The organism is Streptomyces sp. NBC_00286 (assembly GCF_036173125.1).
Taxonomy (GTDB): Bacteria; Actinomycetota; Actinomycetes; order Streptomycetales; family Streptomycetaceae; genus Streptomyces.
The window spans coordinates 3,810,725-3,835,500 of the sequence record NZ_CP108054.1; the positions used below are offsets into that span (position 1 = coordinate 3,810,725).

Consider the following 24,776-nt stretch of genomic DNA (forward strand, 5'->3'; position numbering starts at 1 on the left):
AGCGTACGTCGGTGATACCTACCGGGTATGACAGGGCACCGTATCGGTGTTGGATGCGCCGCTCGTCCGCGAGTGAACATCGACGGCGTGAGCGAAACGAAGATCGCGCTGGTGACCGGCGCGAACAAGGGAATCGGGTACGAGATCGCGGCCGGTCTCGGCGCCCTCGGGCACCGCGTGGGCGTGGGAGCGCGCGACGAAGCTCGGCGCGAGTCCGCCGTCGAGAAGCTGCGCGCCGCCGGGGTGGACGCGTTCGGGGTGCCGCTGGACGTCACCGGCGACCAGAGCGTCACCGATGCCGCGGAACTGGTCGAACGGCAGGCCGGGCGCTTGGACGTCCTGGTCAACAACGCGGGCATCTCGGGAGAGACGGGCCCGGGGTGGGCGCAGGACCCGACCACTCTCGACCTCGACGTGGTCCGCACGGTCGTGGAGACCAACGTCATCGGTGTCATCCGGGTGACCAACGCGATGCTGCCGCTGCTGCGGCGCTCGACGTCGCCACGCATCGTCAACGTCTCCAGCAGCGTCGCCTCCCTGACCCTGCAGGCGAGGTCCGACGTCAAGGCCGGCCCCATCATGGCGGCCTACTCGCCGTCGAAGTCGTTCCTCAACGCCGTCACCGTGCAGTACGCCCGGCAGTTCGCCGGTACGAACATCCTGATCAACGCCGCCTGCCCGGGCCTGGTCGCGACCGACTTCACCGGCTTCCAAGGACCCCGCACTCCCGAGCAGGGCGCAGCAACAGCGATCCGGCTCGTCACGCTGCCCGACGGCGGCCCGACCGGTTCGTTCTTCGAGGACGACGGCGTCATCCCCTGGTGACCCCCGAACCTGCAACCCGGCGGCCGTCAGTGCGCTCCGCGCCGCCCACCGCTGGCGGGAAATGCCCTGATCAGGACGTTAGCCCACCATCGACTTGCCGACCTTGAGGCGATCACGCGCGCCCTCGAACAACGAGGCGCCGCGTTTCTCGTCCTTCGCGCCCTTCGGCATGTCCACGCGCAGCTCGTAGTACTCCTTGGCGTCCGTGGCGATCAGCAATTGCATCACGCGGTACTTCTCTTCCTTCACCTCGTACTCGGTGTCGAGGAACCTCGCCTCGTAGCCGTGGAACGTGGTGGGTTCGGACAGCGTTTTCGCGAAGTCGTCGGCGTAGGAGAGCGTGACCTCTTCCGCCCAGGAGTCCATGGGCGTCGGCACAGCGTCCTCGCGGGTCAGCCGGAGCTCGACGGTCTTGTCGCCGTAGATCACCGAGCGGGAGGGGTTACGGCGGTCGGCGCCGGAGTCGTCGCGGTCGGTCAGCGGAGTGCCGGCCGGTACGGACACGATGGCGTCCATGTCCTTCTCCGGATGGATGGTCCAGCCGTTCACGGTCCTGGCCGAAGGGGAGGCGGACGCCGAGGGGGTGGCTCCGCGGTTCTGCGCCTCCGCCCTCGGGTCGCCGCCCCGGAAGGAGATCCCGAGCCAGATGCCGCCGCTGAGGAGAACGGCACCGGCGACGGAGGCAGCGAGGAGACGAAAGCTGGGGCGTCGTCGGCGTAAGGAGTGATGGTCCGGCGCCGTCGGGGACGGCACGGATCCGGCGGGCGGGGCTCCAGCAGTCTCGGTTCGTGCCATGTCCGGATGCGGCAGTCCGGCCTGTACGGTCTCGGAGTAGCCCGCGAACTGCGGTGAGGCGTAAGGGGGTTGGGGCCGCCGCGGCGGGTTGGTGAGGACGGGCACGGTCCAGCCCTCGGCTACCGCCTCGAGCACCGCCGCGCTCTTCGCGGCGTCCGGTCGCTGTCCTGGGTCCTTGGCCAGCAGTTGGGTGATCAGTGGCGCGAGGTCCCCGGCCTGCCGCGGTTCCGGCGGCTCGTCGGACAGGATCGCGGCGAGCGTGGACTCCACGGCCGTACGGCGGAAGGGGGACCAGCCCTCGACGGCGGCGTACAGCAGAACGCCCAGGGACCAGAGGTCGGAGGCGGGTCCGGCGCCCTGGCCCGCCATGCGTTCGGGCGCGATGAACTCGAGCGAGCCGACGAACTCGCCGCTGGCGGTGAGGGATTCCTCGCCCTGGATATGCGCGATGCCGAAGTCGGTGAGGACGACGCGGCCGTGGGAGCCGAGCAGCACGTTGGCGGGCTTCACGTCCCTGTGCACGATCCCGACGGAGTGCGCGGCGTGCAGCGCGCCGACGACCGCGAACCCGATGCGCGCGGTGTCGGCCGGTTTGAGGGGACCGCGCCGTAGTACGTCCTCCAGCGACTCGCCCCGGATCAACTCCATGACGATCCACGGCAGTCCGTCCTCGACGACCACGTCATGGATGGCGACGGCGGCGGGGTGGTCGACCCGCGCGGCGGCCCGCGCCTCGCGGTAGAGGCGATTGGCGGCGCGCTGGTGGGCGCCGTCCCGGGGATCCCCGGGCAACCGCGGCTGCTTGACGGCGACTTCGCGCTCCACGAGCTGGTCCACGGCACGCCATACGGTGCCCATGCCGCCGGAGCCGATGCGCTCGGCCAACCGGTAGCGGCCACCGATCAGCCGACCCTCCTCAGTTGTCATGCACCATCAGTATCGTGCGGCCTCAGGGCTTGTCGACGTCGAGATTCGCGATGGCGGTTTCGGCCACTTCGCGACCGCGTTCCGTGAAGTCGCCCTTGCCGGGATAGTCGATCCACAGCTTGTAGAGGTCGCCCGACTTGGTCTTGTAGTAGAAGATGCGGGCCTCGCGCGGGCGGGGCGTGTCGGAGTCCGTCTGGTCGTCGACGTAGGTGACGACGTTCTCCGCCGCCTTGCCTTCCTTGTACGACGTCTCGGTGGTCTCTGCCTTGGGCGCGGGCGACTCCGCCATGTTGCTGAACGCGCTGTCGTCCACCTTCTCCATGGCGTCGGCGTCCTGGTACGCCTCCGAACTGGCGGTGCCCGCGATCTCGTTGAGGCTGTCCTCGGACTTCTTGTACAGGTACAGGCCGATCGAGACGGAGTAACTCGGGTCCGTGTACGTGACCCAGTGGGTCTTGTCCGTGGCGCGGTCGGGCAGGCCCCGCACGTAGTCCGGGGGCACGGCCAGCGTCGCCGCCACGTCCTTCTCCTTGTGCGTCTTCCAGCCGTCCGGCAACGGCCCCGCGAACGGGTTGCCCATCTGCAGGAAAGCGGTGACCGCTGTCGCCACAACGAGCGCCGTCGCGACCCCGATCCACCCCTTGCGGCCGATGCGTAGCGACTTGCCGCCGGGGGACGCGAGTTGGACGACCTTGGTCTCCTGGTGCGGCTGGGCGGCCTGTGCCAGGAGCTGGCGGACCTGGGCGGCGTTCGGACGACGGGCCGGGTCCTTGTTCAGCAGGGCGTTGATGGCGTCGGCGAGCGGGCCCCCCGCCGCATTCGGTGCGGCCGGCGTGGCGTTGAGGACGGACTGGAGGGTGGCGGGGGTGTTGGTGCGGCGGAAGGGTGAGACGCCCTCGGTGGCCGCGTACAGGACGACGCCCAGCGACCACAGGTCGGAGGCGGGGCCCGGCCGCTGCCCCAATACCCGCTCGGGCGCGATGAATTCGGGCGAGCCGACGAAGCCGCCGGTGTCCGTCAGGTTGGTCTCGCCCTCGATCTGGGCGATGCCGAAGTCGGTGAGGACGACGCGGCCGTGCGGGCCGAGCAGCACGTTGTCGGGCTTGACGTCGCGATGCAGGATGCCTGCGGCGTGCGCGGCCTCCAGCGCGCCGAGGACGTCGAGGCCGATCTTCGCCGCCTCGCGCACCCCGAGCGTGCCCTCTTGCAGCGCGGCGCCGAGCGAACGTCCATGCACCAGCTCCATCACGATCCACGGCTGGCCGTCCACCACCGCGACGTCATGCACGTTTACGACAGCCGGGTGGTCGAGCCGAGCGGCGGCGCGCGCCTCGCGACGCATGCGCTCGAAGGCGTTGGCACGTTCGCGTTCGGGAAGGTGATCCGGTACGCGGGGCTCCTTGACGGCGACCTCACGGTCCACCGTCTCGTCCTTGGCCCGCCATACGGTGCCCATGCCGCCATGGCCGAGCTTGCCGAGCAGCCGGTAACGGCCGGCGATCAGGCGTCCGGTGCCGGGCTCCTGCGGCACCTGCGGAACGTGCTGATCGGGCACGACCTGGGTGGGCGCCGCGTGCGGAGCCGCGTACGGGTTGCCCGGGTACGGGACGCCGACGGGCTGCTGCACACCGGGCTGCTGTCCTGGCATACCCGGCTGCGGCGGTTGCAGACCAAAACTTGTTGGCTCATTCGACCCGTAAGGGGCTCCCCCGCTGTTGCTCATAGGACCCATCTCTATCGCGCCAGATGGCGAGCTTCCACCCCTGATGCCCACCGGTCACAGACCCGTGACCCACGACGTTCCTTATATCCCCTTTACGGGATTCTGGGCGGCCGGTCCGGCGACCGAGTCGTGTCCACGCTGGACGTCGGCGAGCGCGTGCCGGTCGCCGAGGGCGTGGGGCTCGCCGGCGCACTCGTACCCGGACTCGTACCGGGGCTCGTCTCGGGCGCCGAGCTCGTGGGCGCCGGCGTACGGTCACCGTCCCCGCCACCTCTCATCAGCAACGCGGCGGCCGACACCCCCGCCCCTGCCATCGCGGCGACCAGCGCGGCCGCGATCAGCGCGCTCCGGGCCGGCAGCCTCGACGGCAACGGCCGCGAGGGCGAGGGGATCCGGGGCTGCGCGGTCACCGGCTGCCGCTTCGATACGTCCCGCCGCGCCGGCGCGGGGCCTGGCGGCACCGGTGGCGTACGGCCCGTGTCGAGAAACGCCCGCAGCATCTGCTCCGCCTCCGCGGAACCGAGGCGCCGGTCGGGATCCCGCTCCAGGAGCCCTCGTACGACGGGCAGGATCGGCGCGGCCTGGTCCGGCGGATGGATCTCGGCGGCGACCACCGCATGCAGAATGCCGCCCAACGAGTCGCGGTGGAACGGCGATTCACCGCTCAGCGCCGTGCACAGCAGCGCGCCGAGCGACCACAGGTCGGACTCGGGTCCTGTCCTGGCCCCGGACATGCGCTCGGGCGCGGTGTACTCGGGCGAGCCGACGAACGCCCCGTTCTCCGTGAGCGTCGGCGCGCCCGCGACCCGGGCGATCCCGAAGTCGGTGAGCACGACACGGCCGTCGTCGGAGACGAGGACGTTCGCGGGCTTGAGATCACGGTGCAGCACGCCCGCGCCGTGCGCCCTGCGCAGCGCACTGAGCAGGGCGATGCCCAGCCGCGCGGCCTCGGTCGCGTCGACGGGCCCGTGTGCGGCGATCCGGTCGGCGAGGGAGCTGCCCTCGATCAACTCCATGACCATGTAGGGGCGTTCGTGGTCCTCGACCACGTCGTGCACCACGATGATGTTCGGGTGCTCGAGCTGTGCGACGGCCCGCGCCTCCCGCAGGGTGCGCTCGCGCTGCGAGCGGGACTCCTCCGCCGGGAGCGACGGGTCGACTGCGAGTTCCTTGACCGCGACCTGCCGGCCGAGCAACAGGTCCGTGGCCCGCCATACGACGCCCATGCCGCCCCGGCCGACCGAGTTCTCAAGCCGGTAACGACCCGCGATGACACGGAGGTTCTCCCCCTCGGTCCCCATGCGCCCCATCATGCCCCACAGGTGAGCGCCTGCTAGGGGGCCCGGAGGCCGGGTGGCCGAAGCGCGACGGTTGACAGGGACCGGTGGGTACCGAGGCCGGCGGCGGGTCGCTGGGCCGGCCTGGCGTCGTGCGGGCTCAGCCGGCCGTGTCCGCCGTGGGCCGCCAGCCCCTCAGGATGTTGTCGAACTGACGGCGGGCCTGCTCCCAGTCCGCCGCGGGCGCCGACACGTAGATCGCGTACTCGATGCCGTCACGGCTGAGATACATCTCCTCGATGGCCCGCCGCGGACCGGGGAACGGGGTGTCCTTCGCCACCGCCGTCCAGGTGAAGTCCCACAGGCCGCCCGGACGGTCGCGGAACACGTTCTCCTCCAGGCTGACCTGCCGGTAGTCGAGCAGCCGCTGCTGCAACTGCTGCTCCAGATCGAGCAGATGCTCGTACGGCGTGGGGAAGTCCGGGGACTGGTCGACGGCGATGCGGACGAAGTGTTTGCCGCCGTCGGGCGTGTAGTCGACCTGAAAGTCGTCCACCGTCTTCCGCTTCCAGGCCTTGCTCGGCAGAGCGAGACTGAACCCCTTCGGATCGTCGACCCGCACCCAGCTGTCCGGGACACCGTCCGAGGGCGCCTTGTCCCCGGCCTCCGGCGAGGGCTTCACGGGTTCGGAAGACGAGGACGACGCGCCGGAGGACCGCCACTCGTCCGCGTACCGCATCACCGCGGCACCGCCTCCGCCGACGAGCGCGGCCAGGACCACGACGAGGGCGAGGGTGCGGCCACGGCGGCGGCCTCGCGTGCGGGCCTGTCCCGACGGCGGTTGGTACGTCGGATGGTGCGGCTGGTGGTTCGGGGCGTGGCTCGCCGGATGGTTCGACGGGTGGTTCGGAGTGTGGCTCGTCGGGTGGTTCGAGGTGGCGGCGGCCGGATCGGGCGCCGGCCGGCCATCGATGCCGTAAGTGCCGCTGATGGTCGGGGCATTCGAGATGTGCACCGTCGGCACATGGTCCTCGGCCGCGCTCGGCCTGCGCCCCTCGGCGGCCTCGGCGAGCATCTGCTCGGCCTGCGCCGCGTCGGGCCGGTCGGCCGGATCCTTCTGCAGCAGGGCGTTGATCACGTGGGCGAGCGGGCCCGCGTTCTGCGGCTCGCCCGGCTCCTCGTCGACCACCGCCTGCATGGTGGTCAGCGGTGTGGTCCGCCGGAACGGCGACCTGCCCTCGACCGCCGTGTAGAGCGTGGCGCCGAGCGCCCACAAGTCGGAGGCGGGGCCGGGATCGTGGCCGCGAATGCGCTCGGGCGCGAGATAGTCGACCGAGCCGACGATCTCGCCGGTCCGCGTGATCGTCGTGTCCCCCTCCACCTGCGCTATACCGAAGTCGGTGAGCAGGACACGGCCATCTCGGGAGAGGAGTACGTTGCCGGGCTTGATGTCGCGATGCAGTACGCCCGCCGAGTGCGCGGCCCGCAGCGCACGCAGCACCCACAGCCCGATCCGTGCCGCCTCCTGGGGCTCGACGCGCTGCGAATCCTTCACCGCGTCGGCCAGCGAGTGGCCCTCGACCAGCTCCATCACGATCCATGGCCGGCCGTCGTGCTCCAGCACGTCGTGCACCGTGACGACGGCCGAGTGGTTGATCCGCGCGGCCGCACGCGCCTCGGCCCGGGTACGGGCGAGCAGTACGGCCCGATCGCCCTCGGACACGTACAGCGCGGCCGTCAACTCCTTGATCGCGACCGCACGGTGCAGCACCTCGTCATGCGCGCGCCACACCCGGCCCATGCCGCCGCTCCCGATGGAGTCGACGAGCCGGTAGCGATCCGAGAGGAGAGCGCCCTGCATCTGATTCACGTTTCCCCGCAATGCTCTTGACAGGCCCAGACTAGGGACCGGTCCTCGAACAGGGGAACCGGCACGGGCACTCGGTACCGCACTGTGACGGTTGAGCCTTGTACGTAAAGGACGGGGCTGCAGGAACTGGCAGTAACCGGCGGACTGGTGGGGCGATCCGGCCGGGGCCCCGTGCCCTCAACAGGTGACCTGTCCTCCGTACCGTCAGCCGGTGATCTGATAGGTGGCCGACGCCTGCTCGAACAGCCGCGTCACCTCGTCCCGCTCGGCCTCCGGACCGCGCAACTGCACCACGTGGTAACGGCCGTCGGCGAGGATCGCGAGATTGCGTACATAGATCTCGCGCCCTTCGGCGTCCTGCCAGGTGAACTGGCCCTCGGCCATGGTCCGTCCGCCCACGTCGATCCGGCGCATCCCGCTGGACGTGGCCCAGGTCGAGTCACGGAACGGCTGCAACTCGCGCTCCTCCTCGCGCTGGTACGTCATCGGATCGTCGCCGTATTCACTGGCGGTGTCGCGCCCGGGCACGATCAGCAGCTCGAATCTGCCCTGGGAATAGATGACTTGACCACTCCCGTTCTTGGGCGTGCGATCCCAGCCGCGCGCGACCGCGACGCTGAAGCCTTCGGAGTCCTTACGCAGTGTGAAGCCCTGCGGCAGCTCGGGTCCCGTGGTCTGCGTGCCGGAACTGGACGACTGACTGGGGGTGTTCTCCTTGCTCGGCGTGCTGCTCGGGGTCTCGTCGGACCCCGGATCCGTGCCCGCGTTCCCGTCCGTGCCGGGGTTCGGGTCGGTGTCGGACGAGGCCGCGGGTCCGGGCCCGGCGGCGCCTGGCTGCACACTGCTGCTCGCGTCGGGCTCGGCCTTGGGCATGAACACCATGGCGTACGCCACGGCCGCGGCCAGCGCCAGAAGGATCAGTAACAGCAGGGTGCGGCCCAGGCGGCGGGGCTTCGGCGCCTTCTCCTGCCGCTTGTGACGTGCCTGCCGATCGGGCAAGCCCGCGCGACGCTTGCGGACGATCTCGCCCCTGCGGCGTACGACGGGCAGGCGCGTCGCATCCAACGGCGGCGCCGCCACCACATGCGTCCCCGCCTCCGGCTCGGGCGCCGACCGTACGAGCGAACGCAGCCAGCCGCGCAGCTCCTCGAAGTCCAGCCGCTCGGTGGGGTCCTGACGCAGCAGCGACTCCACGACCGGCCTCAGCGGCCCGCACTCCTCCGCGAAGGCAGGCGGCTCCGCGCAGACCAGCTGCACGAGCTCGGCGGTGTTCTCCTCCGGATACGGCGCATGCCCCTGCACGGCCCGGAAGAGCAGCGCGCCCAGCGCCCACAGGTCGGTCGCGGGCCCGATCGGCGCGGCCAACTGCCAGTTCTCGTGCACCGGTCCGGCCTGCTCAGGCGCCCAACGCTCGGTGACCGGTCCCACGACGGCCATACGGGCCTGACGGGCGCGCTCGGCGGCAAGGGCGGTGGTGGGGCCTCGGTGGGGGGCACGCTCGGGGACGAGGTGGGTCCAGCGGGTGGGCTCGGAGGAGGTTTGCTGGTCAGGGGCCTGGGGATCGATGTGGTGGTCGGTGGGCTGGGTGGGTATGCCCCTTGCCTCGAGGGCGGCTCCGCTCGCCGGTACGTCGGTTCCTGTGCCCGAAGCGCCAAATCCGTTGCCCGGTATGCCCGTTCCAGCCCCGTTCGCCTGGCCCGGGAGCGCGGGGCGTCCCTGGCCCTGGCCCTGGCCGTTGCCGGGAAGCGCGGGGGCGCCTGCGCGCGGGACGGCGCCGTGCCAGGGGTTCGGCCCGCCCACTCCGTACGGGTCGGCGATCTGGCCGGGCGGCGCCGAGTGCTCCACGCCGTACGCGGAGGTCTGCCCGGCTTCGGCGTCACCGTCGGCGGAGGGTCGAGGCCGCGGGCCGGGCAACGCTGGGTTCTCTCCGTGCCGTCCGTGCTGCCCGTGCTGTCCGTCCCGCTGCTCCTCGTGTACGCGCGCCGCGGCCCGCGCACCGGCGCGGTAGGCCGCGATGGCTCCGGCCCGGGCCGCCCGCACGTCATTGGTCGGCTCCAACGCCCGCCGCCCCGCGACCGGGGGCTGCGCGACAGGCGCCACGGCTCCATGACCGCCGGGCGCCGCCTCTACGGCGGACCGGTCGCCACCGGGGACGCGGGTGTGAGGAACAGCGGGCGAGCCGTAGTGACCGGGGCTGCCCGACTGACCAGGTTGACCGGGATGTCCGGGCTGACCCGACTGACCAAGCCCATGCTGTCCGGGCTGACCGGATGGTCCGTACGGGCCCTGCGCACCCGACCCCGTCGAACCCGCGGCCGTTCCGGAAGCGGAACCGGAATCGGCCCCCTCAGGGCCCCCGTCGCGCTCACCCTCCGCAACCGGCACCGGGTCGTAGCCGCACAGCGCCTCCTCGGCCGCCCCGGCCGCGAGCCCCGTGAGCATCACCCGGCCGTCGTCGCAGACCAGCACCGTACGCACCGTGATGTTCCGGTGCACCCAGCCGTGCGCATGCAGTACCCGCAACGCGGTGAGCACGTCGGCGGCGACCTCGGCGGCCCGGTACGGACTCAGCGGGCGCTCCGCGAGCAGCGCCGCCAGCGGCCGGGCGGGCACCAGCTCGCTCACTATCCACAGCGACCCACCCTCGGCGAACACGTCGAAGACCTGGTCGAGCCGGGGATGGTCGGGTATCTGCGCCGCCGCCTGCGCGGCCTCGATCGCCCGGCGCACGGCGGGCTCGGTGGGGCGCCGCGTGGGCCGCGCGGCCGATCGCCGCGCCCCGCCGTCCCGCGCCACGAAACCGTCGGGCAGGCCGTCGGCGTCGATCACCTCCGCCTCGACGACCTCGGGCAACGGCACCTGCCTGACCAGCACTTCCTGCCCGCTGTAGGTGTCGAAGGCCCGACTCTCGGCGAATTCGTACTCGTCCGAGGGCGGCAGCGGAAGGCGGTAGCGGTCGGCGAGTACCCGCCCCGCATAGTCGTCCACGATGCCTCCCCCGGCCACCCGGTCGGTCAAATCCGTTCGTCATGCGTCCCGTTGTGGCCGCATATCCGGCTGCGTACGGTCCGCAACCACTCACGATACGTGCCGGAGGCAACTCGCAGTGAGGGGATGCGAGATCTCAAGACTCCCGTATCCCTCTTGTATCCCTCAGGCCTTCGGTTGGAACGTCCGCGTGAGTGTCTGCCAGGTGTCTCTGCGAAGATCGCTGCCCCACGCCGAATCCTTCGCGGTGTACATCAGCGCGTGACCGAGCTGCTCGTTGACCACGAACCCGCGGTCGATCGAGCGGTACTTTGTCCCGCCCTCCGTGAACGTGAATTCCCAGTCGGCCGTGTTCCAGCCGCGATAGCCGACCTTCTCGATGCGGATCCGCTGGTACTGCGACCGCTGCATGAACTGCTCTTGGTTCTTCCAGTCCGCCACGGGGTCGTCCTTGGGCGTGGACGTCCAGGCGACCAGCAGCTCCTGCCCGTCAGGGCCGGCGAACCTGTCCCCGCTCGCGCTCGTGGACTGGTACTTCCACCCCTTCGGCAGCCCGATCGAGTACCCCTGGCTCCCCTTGTGCGTCGACGTGGCGACGTCCTTCGAGCCCCCGCCGCCTTCGTTCGCCCCACCGGACCCGCTCGGCGTCGGGCTCGGCGTGCTTCCCGTGCTCGGGTTTCCGGAAGCTCCGGCAGCGGACTCCGGCTTTTCGCCGCCGTCCGTGCCCGTACCGTCCTTCTCGTCCTGCTTGGTGTCGCTCCCGGCGTTCGCCCCACTGGACGCAGATTTGTCGCCTCCGCCCTTGTTGCCCTGGGCTCCGGCATCGCCGTCGCCGTCCAGCACAACCGCGAGAATCGTGCCGAGCACGGCGAGCGCCACGACCACCGCGACGATCATCAACGTCCGCCGCGACACCACATCGCTGAGCGGCGCCCGGGGGGTGGTGGGCGACGTCGTCCCACCCCCTGCCCCCGAAGTCGCGCTCGCCGCAGGGGTGTTCGCTCCGGGGGAATTCGTTTCGGCGGAGCTCAGCCCGACGGCGACTTTCTCACCGTCCTTCGCGGATACTTCGGCCTTGGCCTCGGCCTTCCCCCCGGCCGGCTTCTCGCCGACGGCCTTCTCTCCGCCGGACGCCTTCTCGCTCGCAGCAGCCGCGCCCTCCGCGGAGGAACCCGAGGAACCCTTGGATGCGGCGGACTCGGCAGAGTCGGCACGCTCGGCAGAGGTTGCGGACTCAGCGGAGCCCGCGGACTCGGGGGCCTGATCCGAGCCGGCGGACTCGGTGGAGTCAGCGGACTCAGTGGAGCCTACGGAGCCGTTGGAGCCGGCGGAGTCCTTACCCGAACCGTCCGACTTCCCGCGCACCCCGGCCACCGCCGCCGAGGCCGCCCCCGCCGAAGCGGCAGCACTCTTCCGTACGGAACGAAACGCCCCGAGCAACCGCTCGGCCGCCTCCTCGCCCTTCTTACTCGCCTTGCCCGGCCGGCTCCCGGCGCCATCGCCCGAACTCCTCTTCTTCGAGTTCTTCGAGGGGGCCTCCGGCACGTCCGGCAGAGGCACGACCTTGGTCGCCTCCATCGGTTCCGGCTCGGGCTCGGTCTCCTTGGGCTCGGGCGCATGGATCACCTCGGTGAGCATCGCCCGGGCACCCGCCTCGTCGAGCCGCTGCTCGGGGTCCTTCACGAGCAGCCCGGAGATGACCTTCTCCAACGGCCCCGCGTTCATGGGCTGTTCGAGCGGCTCGGTCATCACCGCGGTGAGCGTGGCGATGGCGGAGCCCTTGTCGTACGGGGGCACACCCTCCACCGAGGCGTACAGCAGGCCGCCGAGCGACCAGAGGTCGGCGGCGGGGCCCGGCTTGTGGCCGCGCGCCCGCTCGGGCGAGATGTAGGAGGGCGCGCCGACGAGCATGCCGGTCGAGGTGATGGACGGGTCGCCCTCGACCTGCGCGATACCGAAGTCGGTGAGCACGACCCGGCCGTCCTCGGAGATGAGCACGTTCGACGGCTTCACGTCACGGTGCAGGATGCCCTCACGGTGCGCGGCACGCAGCACGTCGAGAACGGCGAGACCGACTTCCGCGGCGCGCTTCGGGGTGAGCAGCCCGTCCTCACGGATCGCCTCGGCGAGCGACTTGCCCTCGATGAGCTCCATCACGATCCACGGCCGGTTGTCCTCGTCGACCACGTCGAAGACCGTCACCGCGCCGGTGTTCCGGATCCGCGCGATCGCCTTGGCCTCACGCAGGGTGCGCGTGATCAGCCGCCGCTTCTCGTCCTCGTCGATGCTCGACGGGAAGCGCAGCTCCTTGACGGCGACCGTCCGGCCCAGCGTCTCGTCCTTGGCTCTCCACACGGTGCCCATGCCGCCGCGGCCGAGGACTTCCCCCAGCCGGTACCGACCGGCGAGGAGACGTTCATCCTTGTCCTGACGAGATGTCCCGTCCCGCTCCGGCTCCGACATGCGTCCCCTCATGCAACCCGCCCCGACAGAGCCTCCATTGTCCCTCACCCGACGACCAGTCAGCGCCCAGGGTGCCCACAAGCGGAATGCGCCATCCGCAACCCCCGCGAGAACGCCGCGCTACAGCGGCACGATGTCCGGCGCCCCCAGCCGTGCCGCGTCGGCCGTCAGGTCGTCCGGCTGCCGCTGCGACTCCCGCTCGGCCTCCACCCGCTTCTCGTAGTGCTGCACCTCACGCTCGATCTGGTCCTTGTCCCAGCCGAGCACCGGCGCCATCAGCTCCGCGGCCTCCCGCGCGCTGCGCGTCCCGCGGTCGAACGTCTCTATCGAGATGCGCGTACGCCGGGTCAGCACGTCGTCCAGGTGCCGCGCCCCCTCGTGCGAGGCGGCGTAAACGATCTCGGCCCGCAGATAGTCCTCGGCGGCCGGCAACGGCTCACCCAGCGAGGTGTCCTTGGCAATGAGGTCGAGCACCTCCTCGGCGAGCGCCCCGTACCGGTTCAACAGGTGTTCCACGCGCACCACATGGAGCCCGGTCCGCGCGGCTATGCGCGCCCGCGCGTTCCACAGCGCCCGGTACCCCTCGGCGCCGATGAGCGGGATGTCCTCGGTGACGCAGTCGGCGACGCGCTGGTCGAGGCCGTGCACCGCCTCGTCCACCGCGTCCTTGGCCATCACGCGGTACGTCGTGTACTTGCCGCCCGCCACGACCACGAGCCCCGGCACCGGATGCGCCACCGTGTGCTCGCGCGACAGCTTGCTGGTGGCGTCCGACTCCCCGGCCAGCAGCGGCCGCAGCCCCGCGTAAACCCCTTGCACGTCGTCGCGTGAAAGCGGCACCGCCAGCACGGAGTTGACGTGCTCCAGGAGATAGTCGATGTCCGCACTGGACGCCGCGGGATGCGCCTTGTCCAGGTCCCAGCCGGTGTCCGTCGTGCCCACGATCCAGTGCCGCCCCCACGGGATCACGAACAGCACGGACTTCTCGGTCCGCAGTATCAGACCCGTAGTCGAGTGGATCCGGTCCTTCGGCACGACGAGATGGATGCCCTTGGACGCCCGTACGTGGAACTGCCCCCTCTCCCCCACCAGCGCCTGGGTGTCGTCCGTCCACACCCCCGTGGCGTTGACGACCTGCTTGGCGTGGATCTCGTACTCCCCGCCCGCTTCCACATCCTGCACCCTGGCACCGACAACCCGTTCGCCCTCGCGCAGGAAGCCGGTCACCCGCGCACGGTTGGCGACCTTCGCGCCGTACGCCGCCGCCGTGCGCACCAGGGTTGCCACATAGCGGGCGTCGTCCATCTGCGCGTCGTAGTACTGCAGTGCCCCGACCAGGGCGTCCTTCTTCAAGCAGGGCGCCACACGCAGAGCACTACGGCGGGTCAGGTGACGATGCATCGGCAGTCCGCGTCCATGGCCGCGCGCCATCGACATGCCGTCGTAGAGCGCGACGCCCGATCCGGCGTACAACCGCTCCCATCCCTTGTTCTGCAGCGGATAGAGGAACGGCACAGGCTTGACGAGGTGCGGCGCCAGCCGCTCCAGCAGCAGTCCGCGCTCCTTCAACGCCTCGCGTACGAGCGCGAAGTCGAGCATCTCCAGATAGCGCAGTCCGCCGTGTATGAGCTTGCTCGACCGGCTCGACGTGCCCGACGCCCAGTCACGCGCCTCGACCAGGCCGGTGGACAGCCCGCGGGTCGCGGCGTCCAGCGCGGTGCCCGCGCCGACCACACCACCGCCCACAACCAGCAGATCCAGCTCATGCTCGGCCATCGATGCGAGTGACTCGGCGCGCTCCGCCGGTCCCAGTGCCGCTGTCCTCACCGCTGCCTCCCGCTGTTCGTCGAGCTGGCCTCATCTGTTCGGCGAGGCTCGGTCCGCATCCCCCACGCTCAAAGTCTGACGGCCTTCCCCGACTTCGGCCACCACCCACCGCCAGCCTGTGGACAACCCTCGGCGACTCGCAGGGAATCACCACCGGCCAATCCCGCAAATCGGTCATATTTACTCCTAGTCTGACATTGCGCTCGCCCGTTCTGTCCACAGGGCTTGCGCCGTTGTCCCGCCTCGGCTATTGGGAAGGACGGCCCACCGCCATGCCCGCAGATCTCGCCGTCATCGGCCTCGGCCAGCTCGGCCTGCCCCTGGCCCAGGCCGCCGCCACCGCCGGCATCCCCACGCTCGGCTACCAGAGCGGCGACCCCGCACCGCTGTCCGCCGCCGAACTGCGCCGGATGCTCGCGGCAGGCTTCCGCCCGGCCACCGACCCCGCCGAACTCGGCCGCGTACGCACCGCCGTCATCTGCGCACCCACTCCCCGCGGCGCGGACGGCGGCCTGGACCTGTCCCAGGTGACCGCCGCCGCGAGCACCCTGGCCACATGGCTGCGTCCGCACACCACGGTGATCCTGGAATCCCCCGTGTACCCGGGGACCACGGAGGAATTCCTGCGGCCTCTTCTGGAAGAGGGTTCCGGACTGCGCGCGGGCCGCGACTTCCACCTCGCCTACTCACCCAGCCGTGTCGACCCGGGCAACCGCGACCACACCCCCGCCAACACCCCGAAGGTCATCGGCGGCCTCACCCCCGCCTGCACCGAGTCGGCCGCCGCCTTCTACGGCCGACTCACCGACAAGGTGGTACGCGCGCGTGGCCCCCGCGAAGCGGAAACAGTGCAGCTCCTGGAGACCAACTACCGGCACGTCAACATCGCCTTGGTCAACGAAATGGCCGTACTCTGCCACGAGTTGGGCGTCGACCTGTGGGACGTAATCCGCTGCGCCGAGACCAAACCCTTCGGCTTCCAGGCCTTCCGCCCCGGCCCCGGAGTCGGCGGCCACGCCGTCCCCCGGGACCTCGCGGGCCCCAGAACCCGCGCCCTGCGCATGGTCGAACTGGCCCAGCAGGTCAACGACCACATGCCCCAGTACGTCATCCAGCGCGCGGCCACACTCCTCAACGAACACGGCAAGTCGGCCCGCGGCGCACGCGTACTCCTCCTCGGCGTGACGTACAAGCCCGACCACGCCGACCAACAGGGCTCCCCCGCCCGCGAGATCGCACTCCGACTGATGGAACTGGGCGCCGCCATCACCTACGACGACCCGTACGTCCCCTCCTGGAGCGTCCTGGACCACCCGATCCCCCGCGCGGACTCCCTCTACGAGGCCACCGCCGGCGCCGACCTGACGATCCTCCTCCAGCACCACCGCACGTACGACCTCCAGGGGCTGTCGGTGAAGGCACAGTTGCTGCTGGATACGCGGGGGGCTACGCCTACGGGGGCGGCGCATCGGTTGTGAAGGGGGGCGCGTGCGGGAGGTTGTGCGTCTGGGGCTGGTGGCGGGTGGGGCGGGTCCGCGGCTAGCGTGGGGACAGGTGGAGCCCACCGCAGGTGGCACTGCGGCAGGCTCCTGGATGGTGAACGGAGTGTCCGCCCCTAGCTCTCGTGGGGGTGGCCGCTCTCCAACCGAAGATCCGCAAGGTCACCACATCCGGCAGCCGAGCCGCCGGACGGCGGATCCGGTACCGTACAAAAGGGTGGAGCCCACCGCAGTGGCTGCTGCGGCAGGCTCCTGAAAAGTGAACGGAGTGTCCACCCCTAGTCCTCGTGGGGGTGGCCGCTCACCTTCCGTAAATCCACAAGATCCACCTCCTCCGGCACTTCACCATCCGCAGACGGATACAGTCCCAGCGGGTGGGCTTGCGGTGACGACCCATGGGTGCGCCCCCTTCCATGACGCCGCCCATCAGCCCGGTGGACGGTCCATTGGAGCTCGGGCCGGGCCCCGAGGGCCGGGGTCCGGAAACGTTCTCCTTGGAAGGGGGCGCCCCAGAGAACCGGGGCGCCGAACAGGACACTATCGCCCCACTACGCCCGTTCAGCCCACATTCGCCCCAAACGCAACCACGCGCCCCCCTCTCACAACCCGCGCTCCCACCAGCCCACTTGGGCACAGCAAAGGGGCCCGGTCGCCCACACAGGCAACCAAGCCCCTCCCTCCGCTCAAGCCGAGCGCAGCGTCACGTCACCGCTTGTGCTGCGAGTCCGCCACCGTGACCTCAACGCGCTGGAACTCCTTCAGCTCGCTGTACCCGGTGGTCGCCATCGCCCGCCGCAGCGCCCCGAAGAAGTTCATCGAACCGTCGGGGGTGTGCGAGGGACCCGCGAGGATCTCCTCGATCGTGCCGACCGTGCCGAGGTCGACCTTCTTGCCGCGCGGCAGCTCTTCGTTGACGGCCTCCATGCCCCAGTGGTGGCCCTTGCCAGGGCCGTCCGTGGCGCGGGCCAGCGGGGAGCCCATCATGACCGCGTCGGCGCCGCAGGCGATGGCCTTCGGGAGGTCGCCGGACCAGCCGACGCCTCCGTCCGCGATGACGTGGACGTACCGCCCGCCGGACTCGTCCATGTAGTCCCGGCGGGCCGCCGCCACGTCCGCGACCGCCGTGGCCATCGGCACCTGGATGCCCAGAACGTTGCGCGTGGTGTGCGCGGCGCCGCCGCCGAAGCCGACCAGGACACCGGCCGCGCCCGTACGCATCAGGTGCAGCGCCGCCGTGTATGTGGCGCAGCCGCCGACGATGACGGGGACGTCCAGCTCGTAGATGAACTGCTTCAGGTTCAGCGGTTCGGAGGCGCCCGAGACGTGTTCGGCCGACACCGTCGTACCGCGGATCACGAAGATGTCGACGCCCGCGTCCACGACGGCCTTGGAGAACTGGGCCGTGCGCTGCGGAGAGAGCGCGGCGGCGGTGACCACGCCCGAGTCGCGCACCTCCTTGATGCGCTGCCCGATCAGCTCCTCCTTGATGGGAGCCGCGTAGATCTCCTGGAGCCGGCGGGTCGCGGCGTCCGGGTCCAGCTCCGCGATCTCGTCGAGGAGCGGCTGCGGGTCCTCGTACCGCGTCCAGAGGCCTTCGAGGTTCAGTACGCCGAGGCCGCCCAGCTCTCCTATGCGGATGGCCGTGGCCGGAGAGACGACCGAGTCCATGGGGGCGGCCAGGAAGGGCAGCTCGAAGCGGTAGGCGTCGATCTGCCAGGCGATCGAGACCTCCTTCGGGTCTCGCGTACGGCGGCTGGGGACGACGGCGATGTCGTCGAAGGCGTACGCCCGGCGGCCGCGCTTGCCGCGCCCGATCTCGATCTCAGTCACGTTCTGTGGCCTTTCCCTCTTCGTTTCAGCGTCTTCCAGTATCACCGACGCCACGAGCCGCAGGGGCGCGGCCGGTGTCGAGAGAGCATGGGGGTCCCCCCGCGCGAGCGAAGTCGAGCGTGGGGGAGCGCGGAGTGCCCGACGAAGGAGGGCCGAGCACGGTCGGTCTCTCGACACCGGCTCAGAGCGCCCCGGAGGCGAACCGAGAGGCTGCAGGGGCGGCTCCGGAACCTCCGGAGCCGCCCTCATCGTGCTGCACGCGCGCGTGGATGCCGATTTCGAGTCGTACGACTACTTGTTGCGGCTGTAGTTCGGCGCCTCGACCGTCATCTGGATGTCGTGGGGGTGGCTCTCCTTGAGGCCCGCGGAGGTGATCCGTACGAAGCGGCCCTTGGTCTCCATCTCGTCGATGGCGGTGGCGCCCACGTAGCCCATGGTCTGGCGCAGACCGCCGACGAGCTGGTGCAGGACGTTGGCCAGCGGGCCGCGGTAGGGCACCTGGCCCTCGATGCCCTCGGGCACGAGCTTGTCGTCGGAGGCCACCTCGGCCTGGAAGTAGCGGTCCTTCGAGTACGACCGGCCCTGGCCCCGGGACTGCATCGCACCGAGCGAGCCCATGCCGCGGTAGGACTTGAACTGCTTGCCGTTGATGAACTGCAGCTCGCCGGGCGACTCCTCACAGCCGGCGAGGAGGCTGCCCAGCATCACCGTGTCGGCACCGGCGGCGAGCGCCTTGCCGATGTCGCCGGAGTACTGCAGGCCGCCGTCACCGATCAGCGGAACACCCGCCGGACGGGCCGCGAGGGACGCCTCGTAGATCGCGGTGACCTGGGGGACGCCGATACCGGCGACGACCCGGGTGGTACAGATCGAACCGGGCCCCACGCCCACCTTGATGCCGTCGACGCCGGCGTCGATCAGCGCCTGGGCGCCGTCACGGGTGGCGACGTTGCCGCCGATCACATCGACGCGGACGCTCGACTTGATCTTCGACATCCAGCTCAGGGCGTTGCTGTTGTGACCGTGCGAGGTGTCGACGACCAGGAAGTCCACCCCGGCCTCGGCCAGCGCCTGCGCCCGCTCGAGCGCCTCGGGGCTGGCGCCCACCGCGGCACCGACGATCAGGCGGCCCTCGGCGTCCTTCGCGGCGTTCGGGTACTGCTCGGCCTTGACGAAGTCCTTGACCGTGATGAGGCCCTTGAGGACGCCCGCGTTGTCGACCAGGGGAAGCTTCTCGATCTTGTGGCGGCGCAGCAGCTGCATGGCGTCCGGGCCGGAGATGCCGACCTTGCCGGTGACCAGGGGCATCGGGGTCATGACCTCGCGCACCTGACGGGAGCGGTCGGTCTCGAAGGCCATGTCGCGGTTGGTGACGATGCCCAGCAGCTTGCCGCCGCCGTCGGTCACCGGGACACCGCTGATACGGAACTTGCCGCACAGTGCGTCCGCCTCCGCGAGGGTCGCGTCCGGGTGCACCGTGATCGGGTCGGTGACCATCCCGGACTCGGAGCGCTTCACCAGGTCGACCTGGTTGACCTGGTCCTCGATGGACAGATTGCGGTGGAGTACGCCGACGCCGCCCTGTCGCGCCATGGCGATCGCCATACGGGACTCGGTCACCTTGTCCATCGCCGCCGAGAGCAGCGGGATGTTCACGCGCACGTTGCGGGAGATGCGGGACGAGGTGTCGACCGCGCTCGGAAGCACTTCCGACGCGCCCGGCAGCAGCAGCACATCGTCGTAGGTCAGCCCGAGTGTCGCGAATTTCTCGGGCACTCCGTCGACGTTGGCAGTCATGACACCTTCCCCAAATGGCCTTGATCGGTGCGGATGTCCATGCTAACGGCGAACTGGGGGGTCTGATTCCACACCATGGCTGCTCCGCCGCTTCGTCGGTTCGTACGGGCCCGGTGGCTTCGTCGTTCACCACCTGCGCCGACTGCCGCGAATCCAGGGATCCCGGAAGCCGGTCCTACTGCTCGGCCAGCGCCCTCAAGCGGCTCAGCGCCCGGTGCTGGGCGACCCGGACCGCTCCCGGAGACATCCCCAGCATCTGGCCCGTCTCCTCGGCCGTGAGGCCCACCGCGATCCTCAGGAGCAGCAGCTCGCGCTGGTTCTCCGGAAGGTTCGCCAGGAGCTTCTTGGCCCACTCGGCGTCGCTGCTGAGGAGGGCGCGCTCCTCTGGGCCGAGGGAGTCGTCGGGCCGCTCGGGCATCTCGTCCGAGGGCACGGCCGTCGAGCCGGGGTGGCGCATCGCGGCGCGCTGCAGATCGGCGACCTTGTGCGCGGCGATGGCGAAGACGAAGGCCTCGAAGGGGCGTCCCGTGTCCTTGTAGCGCGGCAGTGCGAGCAGCACCGCCACGCAGACCTCCTGCGCCAGGTCCTCCACGAAGTGCCGTGCGTCACCCGGCAGCCGGGACAGCCGGGCGCGGCAGTAGCGCAGCGCGAGGGGATGGACATGGGCGAGCAGATCGTGCGTGGCCTGCTCGTCACCGTCGACGGCACGATGCACGAGCGAACCGATTGCCCCTTGGGCAGTGGCCGCCTCGTCTTCGCGCATCGGTCCATGGTGCCTTGGCGTCGTCTGTTCCGTGGCACCGCGTCCGTTGTTGTGCACCGAAGCGTTATGAGCAGGTGCGCCGGAACTCATCTCCTGCGCCCTCCCCTCCCGCTCGATCGACTCGTCCCCGAGGAACTCCACACCTCAAGGATGCGGCATTCTCGCCGAAACGAGCAGCGGGCACCTGTCGGGCCCTCTCCCCACCCCCGCCCACCACACGGCAGGCGGGGGTTTTCCTACCCCCGCTGCACTTCACCTAACGGACCAGGCCCCACCGGAATCCGAGCGCCACCGCGTGGGCGCGGTCCGAGGCGCCGAGCTTCTTGAACAGACGACGCGCGTGGGTCTTGACGGTGTCCTCCGAGAGAAACAACTCCCGGCCGATCTCCGCGTTCGACCGGCCGTGACTCATGCCCTCGAGCACCTGGATCTCACGCGCGGTGAGCGTCGGCGCGGCACCCATCTCGGCCGAGCGCAGCCTGCGCGGGGCGAGCCGCCAGGTCGGGTCGGCGAGTGCCTGCGTCACGGTCGCCCGCAGCTCGGCGCGCGAGGCGTCCTTGTGCAGATAGCCACGGGCTCCGGCGGCCACGGCGAGCGCGACACCGTCCAGGTCCTCGGCAACGGTGAGCATGATGATGCGCGCACCGGGATCGGCGGACAACAGCCGCCGGACCGTCTCCACGCCGCCCAGACCGGGCATGCGTACGTCCATCAGAATCAGGTCCGAGCGGTCGGCGCCCCAGCGGCGGAGGACTTCCTCGCCGTTGGCCGCCGTCGTCACACGCTCGACGCCGGGCACGGTCGCGACCGCGCGGCGCAACGCCTCTCGGGCAAGCGGGGAGTCGTCGCAGACGAGGACCGATGTCATGGCTGTCCTCCGCGGCTCTCACAGCTGCTGCGCGTCACCTTGAGCCTCCAGGCTGGTACGAATCGTCACCTGTGCGGTCGACACTCGCCGACGGATTCTGCCGTCCGACCGAGCGTTTGTTCCTTCAACCGCCTCAGCACACTCAACGACGGTCACTCGAAAGAGTTACGGGGCGGTGAGCCACCTTCGGCACTCTACGTGAGGGTGCGGACACGGTGCAGACAGCCGCCGAGGACCCACAAGGTTTCATCACAAGGCGTGCCCCATTCAGACGTTTTTCTTCCCATTCGCTGGTGTCTGTAGCTAGATTCGCAATGAGTCATATTTTCATCTCCTTAGATCGTCTACACGCGATCATGGGCATGCATCCGCCTGAACGGCCACAAGGGGACAACGCAATGGCAGATTTCTCCCGCCTTCCCGGACCCAACGCGGATCTGTGGGACTGGCAGCTCCTCGCGGCCTGCCGTGGAGTCGACAGCTCCCTGTTCTTCCACCCGGAGGGCGAGCGCGGGGCAGCCCGGAGCGCTCGCGAGAACTCGGCCAAAGAGGTCTGCATGAGGTGCCCGGTACGCGCGCAGTGCGCGGCGCACGCGCTGGCGGTGCGCGAGCCGTACGGGGTGTGGGGCGGACTCACCGAGGACGAACGCGAAGAGCTCATGGGACGCGCCCGCAACCGGCTCGTCTCGGCCTCGGCGCCGAGCGGAGGCGTCACGTCGAACAATTGAACAATCGAAGGAACGTTTCTGCACAGGCTGTGCACAACAGCGGATGCTCTGCTGGGGGAAACGCTGTACTCAGCGTGCCGCGGCGCGGGCCAGCTCGTTCAGCGTGGCCGCCACCGCGGGAACTTGGGCCAGATCGGGGAGCGTGAGCGCGACGATCTCCCGCCGGAGCGCGGGCTCCACCGTCACCGTGCGTGCCCTCTTGGGGCGTACGGACTCGATGGCCAGCTCCGGCAGCACGGCAACGCCAAGACCCGCGCCGACCAGACCGACCACCGCCGGATAGTCGTCGGTCGCGAAGTCGATACGAGGGGTGAAGCCGGCACTCTCGCAGGCCTCGACGAGCTGCCCGCGGCAGCGGGGGCAGCCCGCGATCCACGGGTCCCCGGCGAGTTCGCCGATGGCGACCGACTCCGCACCGGCCAGCCGGTGCCCCTCCGGGACGAGCCCGACGAGCCGGTCGCGGAGCAGGGGTCGTACCACCAGGTCGTCCCACTCCTCGGCGCTCGCCGCGCCCTCGTATCTGAAGGCCAGCGCCACATCGCAGTCGCCCTCGCGGAGCATCTCGACCGAGTGAGGCGGCTCGGCCTCCTCCAGGGAGACGCGGGTGCCGGGGTGTGCGGCGCGCAGAGCGGCGAGTGCGGTCGGTACGAGCGTGGAGCTGCCGCTGGGGAACGAGACCAGGCGGACCCGGCCCGCGCGCAGGCCCGCGATCGCGGCGACCTCCTCCTCGGCGGCGGTGAGGCCGGCGATGATGCCCGCGGCATGGCGTACCAGCGCCTCCCCGGCCTGCGTCAGACGCATTTCGCGGCCCGTGCGGATGAGCAGCGGCGTACCGACGGAGGCTTCCAGGGCCTTCATCTGCTGGCTGACGGCGGGCTGCGTGCAGCCCAGCTCGCGCCCCGCCGCCGAGAAGGAGCCGGTGGCGGCCACGGCGCGCAGCACACGGAGATGACGGGCTTCGATCACGTCCTGAGCATAAGCGCATCTTGGGTACGTAGCTGAATATTGCGTCGCGCCTTTGGTCGCCCTCGCCTAGCGTGCTGGCATGAAGCTTCTGTCGTTGAATCTGGGCCGGCCCGAGGTCACCGAGCACACGGATCAGCCGGAGCGCGTGACCGGGATCGACAAGCGGCCGGTGGACGGGCCGGTGCGGGTGACGGCGCCCGGGCCCAAGGGGGTCGGCGCCAGTGGGGTGGCCGGGGACGCCGTGTGTCACACGAAGCATCACGGCGGGGATCACCAGGCCGTGTACGCCTTCGCACGCGAGGATCTCGACGACTGGGAGCGGGAGTTGGGGCACACGCTGGCCAGTGGCACGTTCGGCGAGAACCTCACGACGGAGGGACTCGATGTGACCGGCGCGAAGATCGGGGAGCGCTGGCGGATCGGTTCCGAGGTGGTCCTCGAGGTCACCAGCGGGCGGATTCCCTGCAACACCTTCCAGGGCCATCTCGGGGAGAAGGGGTGGGTCAGGCGGTTCACGCGGAAGGGGGCGCCCGGCGCGTATCTGCGAGTGATCGAGCCGGGGGAGATACGGGCCGGGGATCCGATCGAGATCGTGCACCGGCCGGACCACGAGGTGACCGTCGCCTTCCAGTTCCGGGCGGTCACAACCGTGCGGGAGCTGCTGCCGCGGCTGCTCGCGGCGGGTGACGCGCTGCATCCGGAGGCGATCGAGAGGGCGCGGGCCTATATGGCGCGGCAGAGTTGACGGATCGTCATCCCGGTAGGGCGGAATTCGGGAATCCGGTGCGGTCGGGCCGACGCGCACTCAATAACCTTGGGGCATGACAACGGCTCTGATTACGGGATCGACCGCGGGCATCGGTGCCGCCTTCGCGCGACGCCTGGCCTCCGACGGCCACAACCTCGTGCTGGTGGCGCGTGACAAGAAGCGGCTCGGTGAGCAGGCGACCGAGTTGCACGACCGGCACGGCATCGAGGCAGAGGTGCTGTCGGCGGACCTGGCGACGGACGACGGCATCGAGGCGGTGGCCGCCCGCCTCTCGGACCGTAAGCACCCGGTCGACCTGCTGATCAACAACGCCGGCTTCGGCAACAAGGGCCGCTTTCTGGACGTACCGATGGCGGACGAGCTGACGATGCTCAAGGTGCACTGCGAGGCGGTGCTCCGGCTGACCTCGGCGGCGACGGAATCCATGCGGGACCGCGGTCGTGGGGGTGTCGTCAACGTCGCGTCGGTGGCGGCGTTTCTGCCGCGTGGCACCTACGGGGCGTCGAAGGCCTGGGTCGTGCAGTTCACCCAGGGCGTGGCGAAGGACCTGGCGGGGTCGGGGGTCCGGCTGATGGCGCTGTGCCCCGGCTTTGTGCGTACGGAGTTCCATGAGCGGGCCGGGATGGGAACGGACAACATCCCCGACTGGATGTGGCTCGACGCCGACAAAGTGGCCACGGCGGCCCTCGCGGACCTGGCCCGCGGCAAGTCGCTGTCCATTCCCGATCCGCGTTACAAGGCCATCATGGGCTTGGTGAAAGTGGCCCCGCGCGGTCTGCTCGGCGGGGTCAGTTCGAGGGCGGGAAGGAAATACGGGCCGCAGTAACACCCGGTCGCCACCGCATTGCCCCCATTCACGTC

At 70.3% G+C, this 24,776-nt stretch carries 17 protein-coding genes; 5 read left to right on the forward strand and 12 right to left on the reverse strand.

Features of this window, described 5'->3' with window-relative positions; genetic code table 11:
- Positions 1–87: 87 nt before the first annotated feature.
- A complete protein-coding gene (locus OHT21_RS17240) occupies positions 88–825 on the forward strand; it encodes an SDR family oxidoreductase (protein ID WP_328769210.1) in 738 nt (245 codons plus the stop codon).
- Between the two features lie 78 nt (positions 826–903).
- Here OHT21_RS17240 and OHT21_RS17245 read toward each other — a convergent pair whose 3' ends face one another.
- From OHT21_RS17245 to OHT21_RS17275, 7 genes are all read right to left on the reverse strand, one after another.
- The gene (locus OHT21_RS17245; RefSeq protein ID WP_328769211.1) at positions 904–2,547 is read right to left on the reverse strand and encodes a serine/threonine-protein kinase; all 1,644 of its coding nucleotides are present in this window, start codon (positions 2,545–2,547) and stop codon (positions 904–906) included.
- A gap of 22 nt (positions 2,548–2,569) precedes the next feature.
- The gene (locus tag OHT21_RS17250; RefSeq protein WP_328769212.1) at positions 2,570–4,270 is read right to left on the reverse strand and encodes a serine/threonine-protein kinase; all 1,701 of its coding nucleotides are present in this window, start codon (positions 4,268–4,270) and stop codon (positions 2,570–2,572) included.
- 92 nt (positions 4,271–4,362) lie between these two features.
- Entirely contained in the window at positions 4,363–5,571 is a 1,209-nt protein-coding gene (locus OHT21_RS17255; protein ID WP_328769213.1) for a serine/threonine-protein kinase, read from the reverse strand.
- A gap of 136 nt (positions 5,572–5,707) precedes the next feature.
- The gene (locus tag OHT21_RS17260) at positions 5,708–7,408 is read right to left on the reverse strand and encodes a serine/threonine-protein kinase (protein ID WP_328774121.1); all 1,701 of its coding nucleotides are present in this window, start codon (positions 7,406–7,408) and stop codon (positions 5,708–5,710) included.
- A gap of 213 nt (positions 7,409–7,621) precedes the next feature.
- Complete coding sequence (locus OHT21_RS17265; protein WP_328769214.1) at positions 7,622–10,405, reverse strand: protein kinase; 2,784 nt, start codon at positions 10,403–10,405, stop codon at positions 7,622–7,624.
- 165 nt (positions 10,406–10,570) lie between these two features.
- Positions 10,571–12,868 carry a serine/threonine-protein kinase gene (locus OHT21_RS17270; RefSeq protein ID WP_328769215.1) on the reverse strand — a complete coding sequence of 766 codons (2,298 nt, stop codon included), beginning with the start codon at positions 12,866–12,868 and terminating at the stop codon, positions 10,571–10,573.
- A gap of 120 nt (positions 12,869–12,988) precedes the next feature.
- Complete coding sequence (locus tag OHT21_RS17275; RefSeq protein WP_328769216.1) at positions 12,989–14,695, reverse strand: glycerol-3-phosphate dehydrogenase/oxidase; 1,707 nt, start codon at positions 14,693–14,695, stop codon at positions 12,989–12,991.
- A gap of 272 nt (positions 14,696–14,967) precedes the next feature.
- On the opposite strand from OHT21_RS17275, the gene OHT21_RS17280 reads away from it, so the two are divergent.
- Positions 14,968–16,173, forward strand: a complete 1,206-nt coding sequence (locus OHT21_RS17280; RefSeq protein WP_328769217.1) for a nucleotide sugar dehydrogenase — start codon at positions 14,968–14,970, stop codon at positions 16,171–16,173.
- Between the two features lie 726 nt (positions 16,174–16,899).
- Here the strand turns inward: OHT21_RS17280 and OHT21_RS17285 are convergent.
- The 4 genes from OHT21_RS17285 to OHT21_RS17300 form a co-directional block, all read right to left on the reverse strand.
- A complete protein-coding gene (locus tag OHT21_RS17285; RefSeq protein WP_328769218.1) occupies positions 16,900–18,024 on the reverse strand; it encodes a GuaB3 family IMP dehydrogenase-related protein in 1,125 nt (374 codons plus the stop codon).
- A gap of 291 nt (positions 18,025–18,315) precedes the next feature.
- Entirely contained in the window at positions 18,316–19,821 is a 1,506-nt protein-coding gene (guaB, locus tag OHT21_RS17290) for an IMP dehydrogenase (RefSeq protein ID WP_328769219.1), read from the reverse strand.
- 175 nt (positions 19,822–19,996) lie between these two features.
- Positions 19,997–20,584 carry a sigma-70 family RNA polymerase sigma factor gene (locus tag OHT21_RS17295; RefSeq protein WP_328769220.1) on the reverse strand — a complete coding sequence of 196 codons (588 nt, stop codon included), beginning with the start codon at positions 20,582–20,584 and terminating at the stop codon, positions 19,997–19,999.
- Between the two features lie 256 nt (positions 20,585–20,840).
- Positions 20,841–21,452: a response regulator transcription factor gene (locus OHT21_RS17300; RefSeq protein ID WP_003948568.1), complete on the reverse strand. Its 612-nt coding sequence runs from the start codon at positions 21,450–21,452 to the stop codon at positions 20,841–20,843.
- Positions 21,453–21,850: 398 nt separating this feature from the next.
- Between OHT21_RS17300 and OHT21_RS17305 the strand changes: the two genes are divergently transcribed.
- Positions 21,851–22,180 carry a WhiB family transcriptional regulator gene (locus OHT21_RS17305; RefSeq protein ID WP_328769221.1) on the forward strand — a complete coding sequence of 110 codons (330 nt, stop codon included), beginning with the start codon at positions 21,851–21,853 and terminating at the stop codon, positions 22,178–22,180.
- Between the two features lie 69 nt (positions 22,181–22,249).
- On the opposite strand, the gene OHT21_RS17310 is transcribed toward OHT21_RS17305, so the two are convergent.
- Positions 22,250–23,146: a LysR family transcriptional regulator gene (locus OHT21_RS17310; protein WP_328769222.1), complete on the reverse strand. Its 897-nt coding sequence runs from the start codon at positions 23,144–23,146 to the stop codon at positions 22,250–22,252.
- Between the two features lie 79 nt (positions 23,147–23,225).
- On the opposite strand from OHT21_RS17310, the gene OHT21_RS17315 reads away from it, so the two are divergent.
- Positions 23,226–23,891, forward strand: a complete 666-nt coding sequence (locus tag OHT21_RS17315) for an MOSC domain-containing protein (RefSeq protein ID WP_328769223.1) — start codon at positions 23,226–23,228, stop codon at positions 23,889–23,891.
- A 76-nt stretch (positions 23,892–23,967) separates the two neighbouring features.
- Positions 23,968–24,741 (forward strand): SDR family NAD(P)-dependent oxidoreductase, encoded by a 774-nt coding sequence (locus OHT21_RS17320; RefSeq protein ID WP_328769224.1) that lies wholly within the window; start codon positions 23,968–23,970, stop codon positions 24,739–24,741.
- Positions 24,742–24,776 lie beyond the last annotated feature (35 nt).

Bases quoted from the DNA above. Each gene is read 5' to 3' on its own strand.
- OHT21_RS17245 (WP_328769211.1), bottom strand. From the start codon at position 2,547: ATGACAACTGAGGAGGGTCGGCTGATCGGTGGCCGCTACCGGTTGGCC.
- OHT21_RS17250 (WP_328769212.1), bottom strand. From the start codon at position 4,270: ATGAGCAACAGCGGGGGAGCCCCTTACGGGTCGAATGAGCCAACAAGT.
- OHT21_RS17255 (WP_328769213.1), bottom strand. From the start codon at position 5,571: ATGGGGACCGAGGGGGAGAACCTCCGTGTCATCGCGGGTCGTTACCGG.
- OHT21_RS17260 (WP_328774121.1), bottom strand. From the start codon at position 7,408: ATGCAGGGCGCTCTCCTCTCGGATCGCTACCGGCTCGTCGACTCCATC.
- OHT21_RS17270 (WP_328769215.1), bottom strand. From the start codon at position 12,868: ATGTCGGAGCCGGAGCGGGACGGGACATCTCGTCAGGACAAGGATGAA.
- OHT21_RS17280 (WP_328769217.1), top strand. From the start codon at position 14,968: ATGCCCGCAGATCTCGCCGTCATCGGCCTCGGCCAGCTCGGCCTGCCC.
- guaB (WP_328769219.1), bottom strand. From the start codon at position 19,821: ATGACTGCCAACGTCGACGGAGTGCCCGAGAAATTCGCGACACTCGGG.
- OHT21_RS17295 (WP_328769220.1), bottom strand. From the start codon at position 20,584: ATGCGCGAAGACGAGGCGGCCACTGCCCAAGGGGCAATCGGTTCGCTC.
- OHT21_RS17300 (WP_003948568.1), bottom strand. From the start codon at position 21,452: ATGACATCGGTCCTCGTCTGCGACGACTCCCCGCTTGCCCGAGAGGCG.
- OHT21_RS17305 (WP_328769221.1), top strand. From the start codon at position 21,851: ATGGCAGATTTCTCCCGCCTTCCCGGACCCAACGCGGATCTGTGGGAC.
- OHT21_RS17315 (WP_328769223.1), top strand. From the start codon at position 23,226: ATGAAGCTTCTGTCGTTGAATCTGGGCCGGCCCGAGGTCACCGAGCAC.
- OHT21_RS17320 (WP_328769224.1), top strand. From the start codon at position 23,968: ATGACAACGGCTCTGATTACGGGATCGACCGCGGGCATCGGTGCCGCC.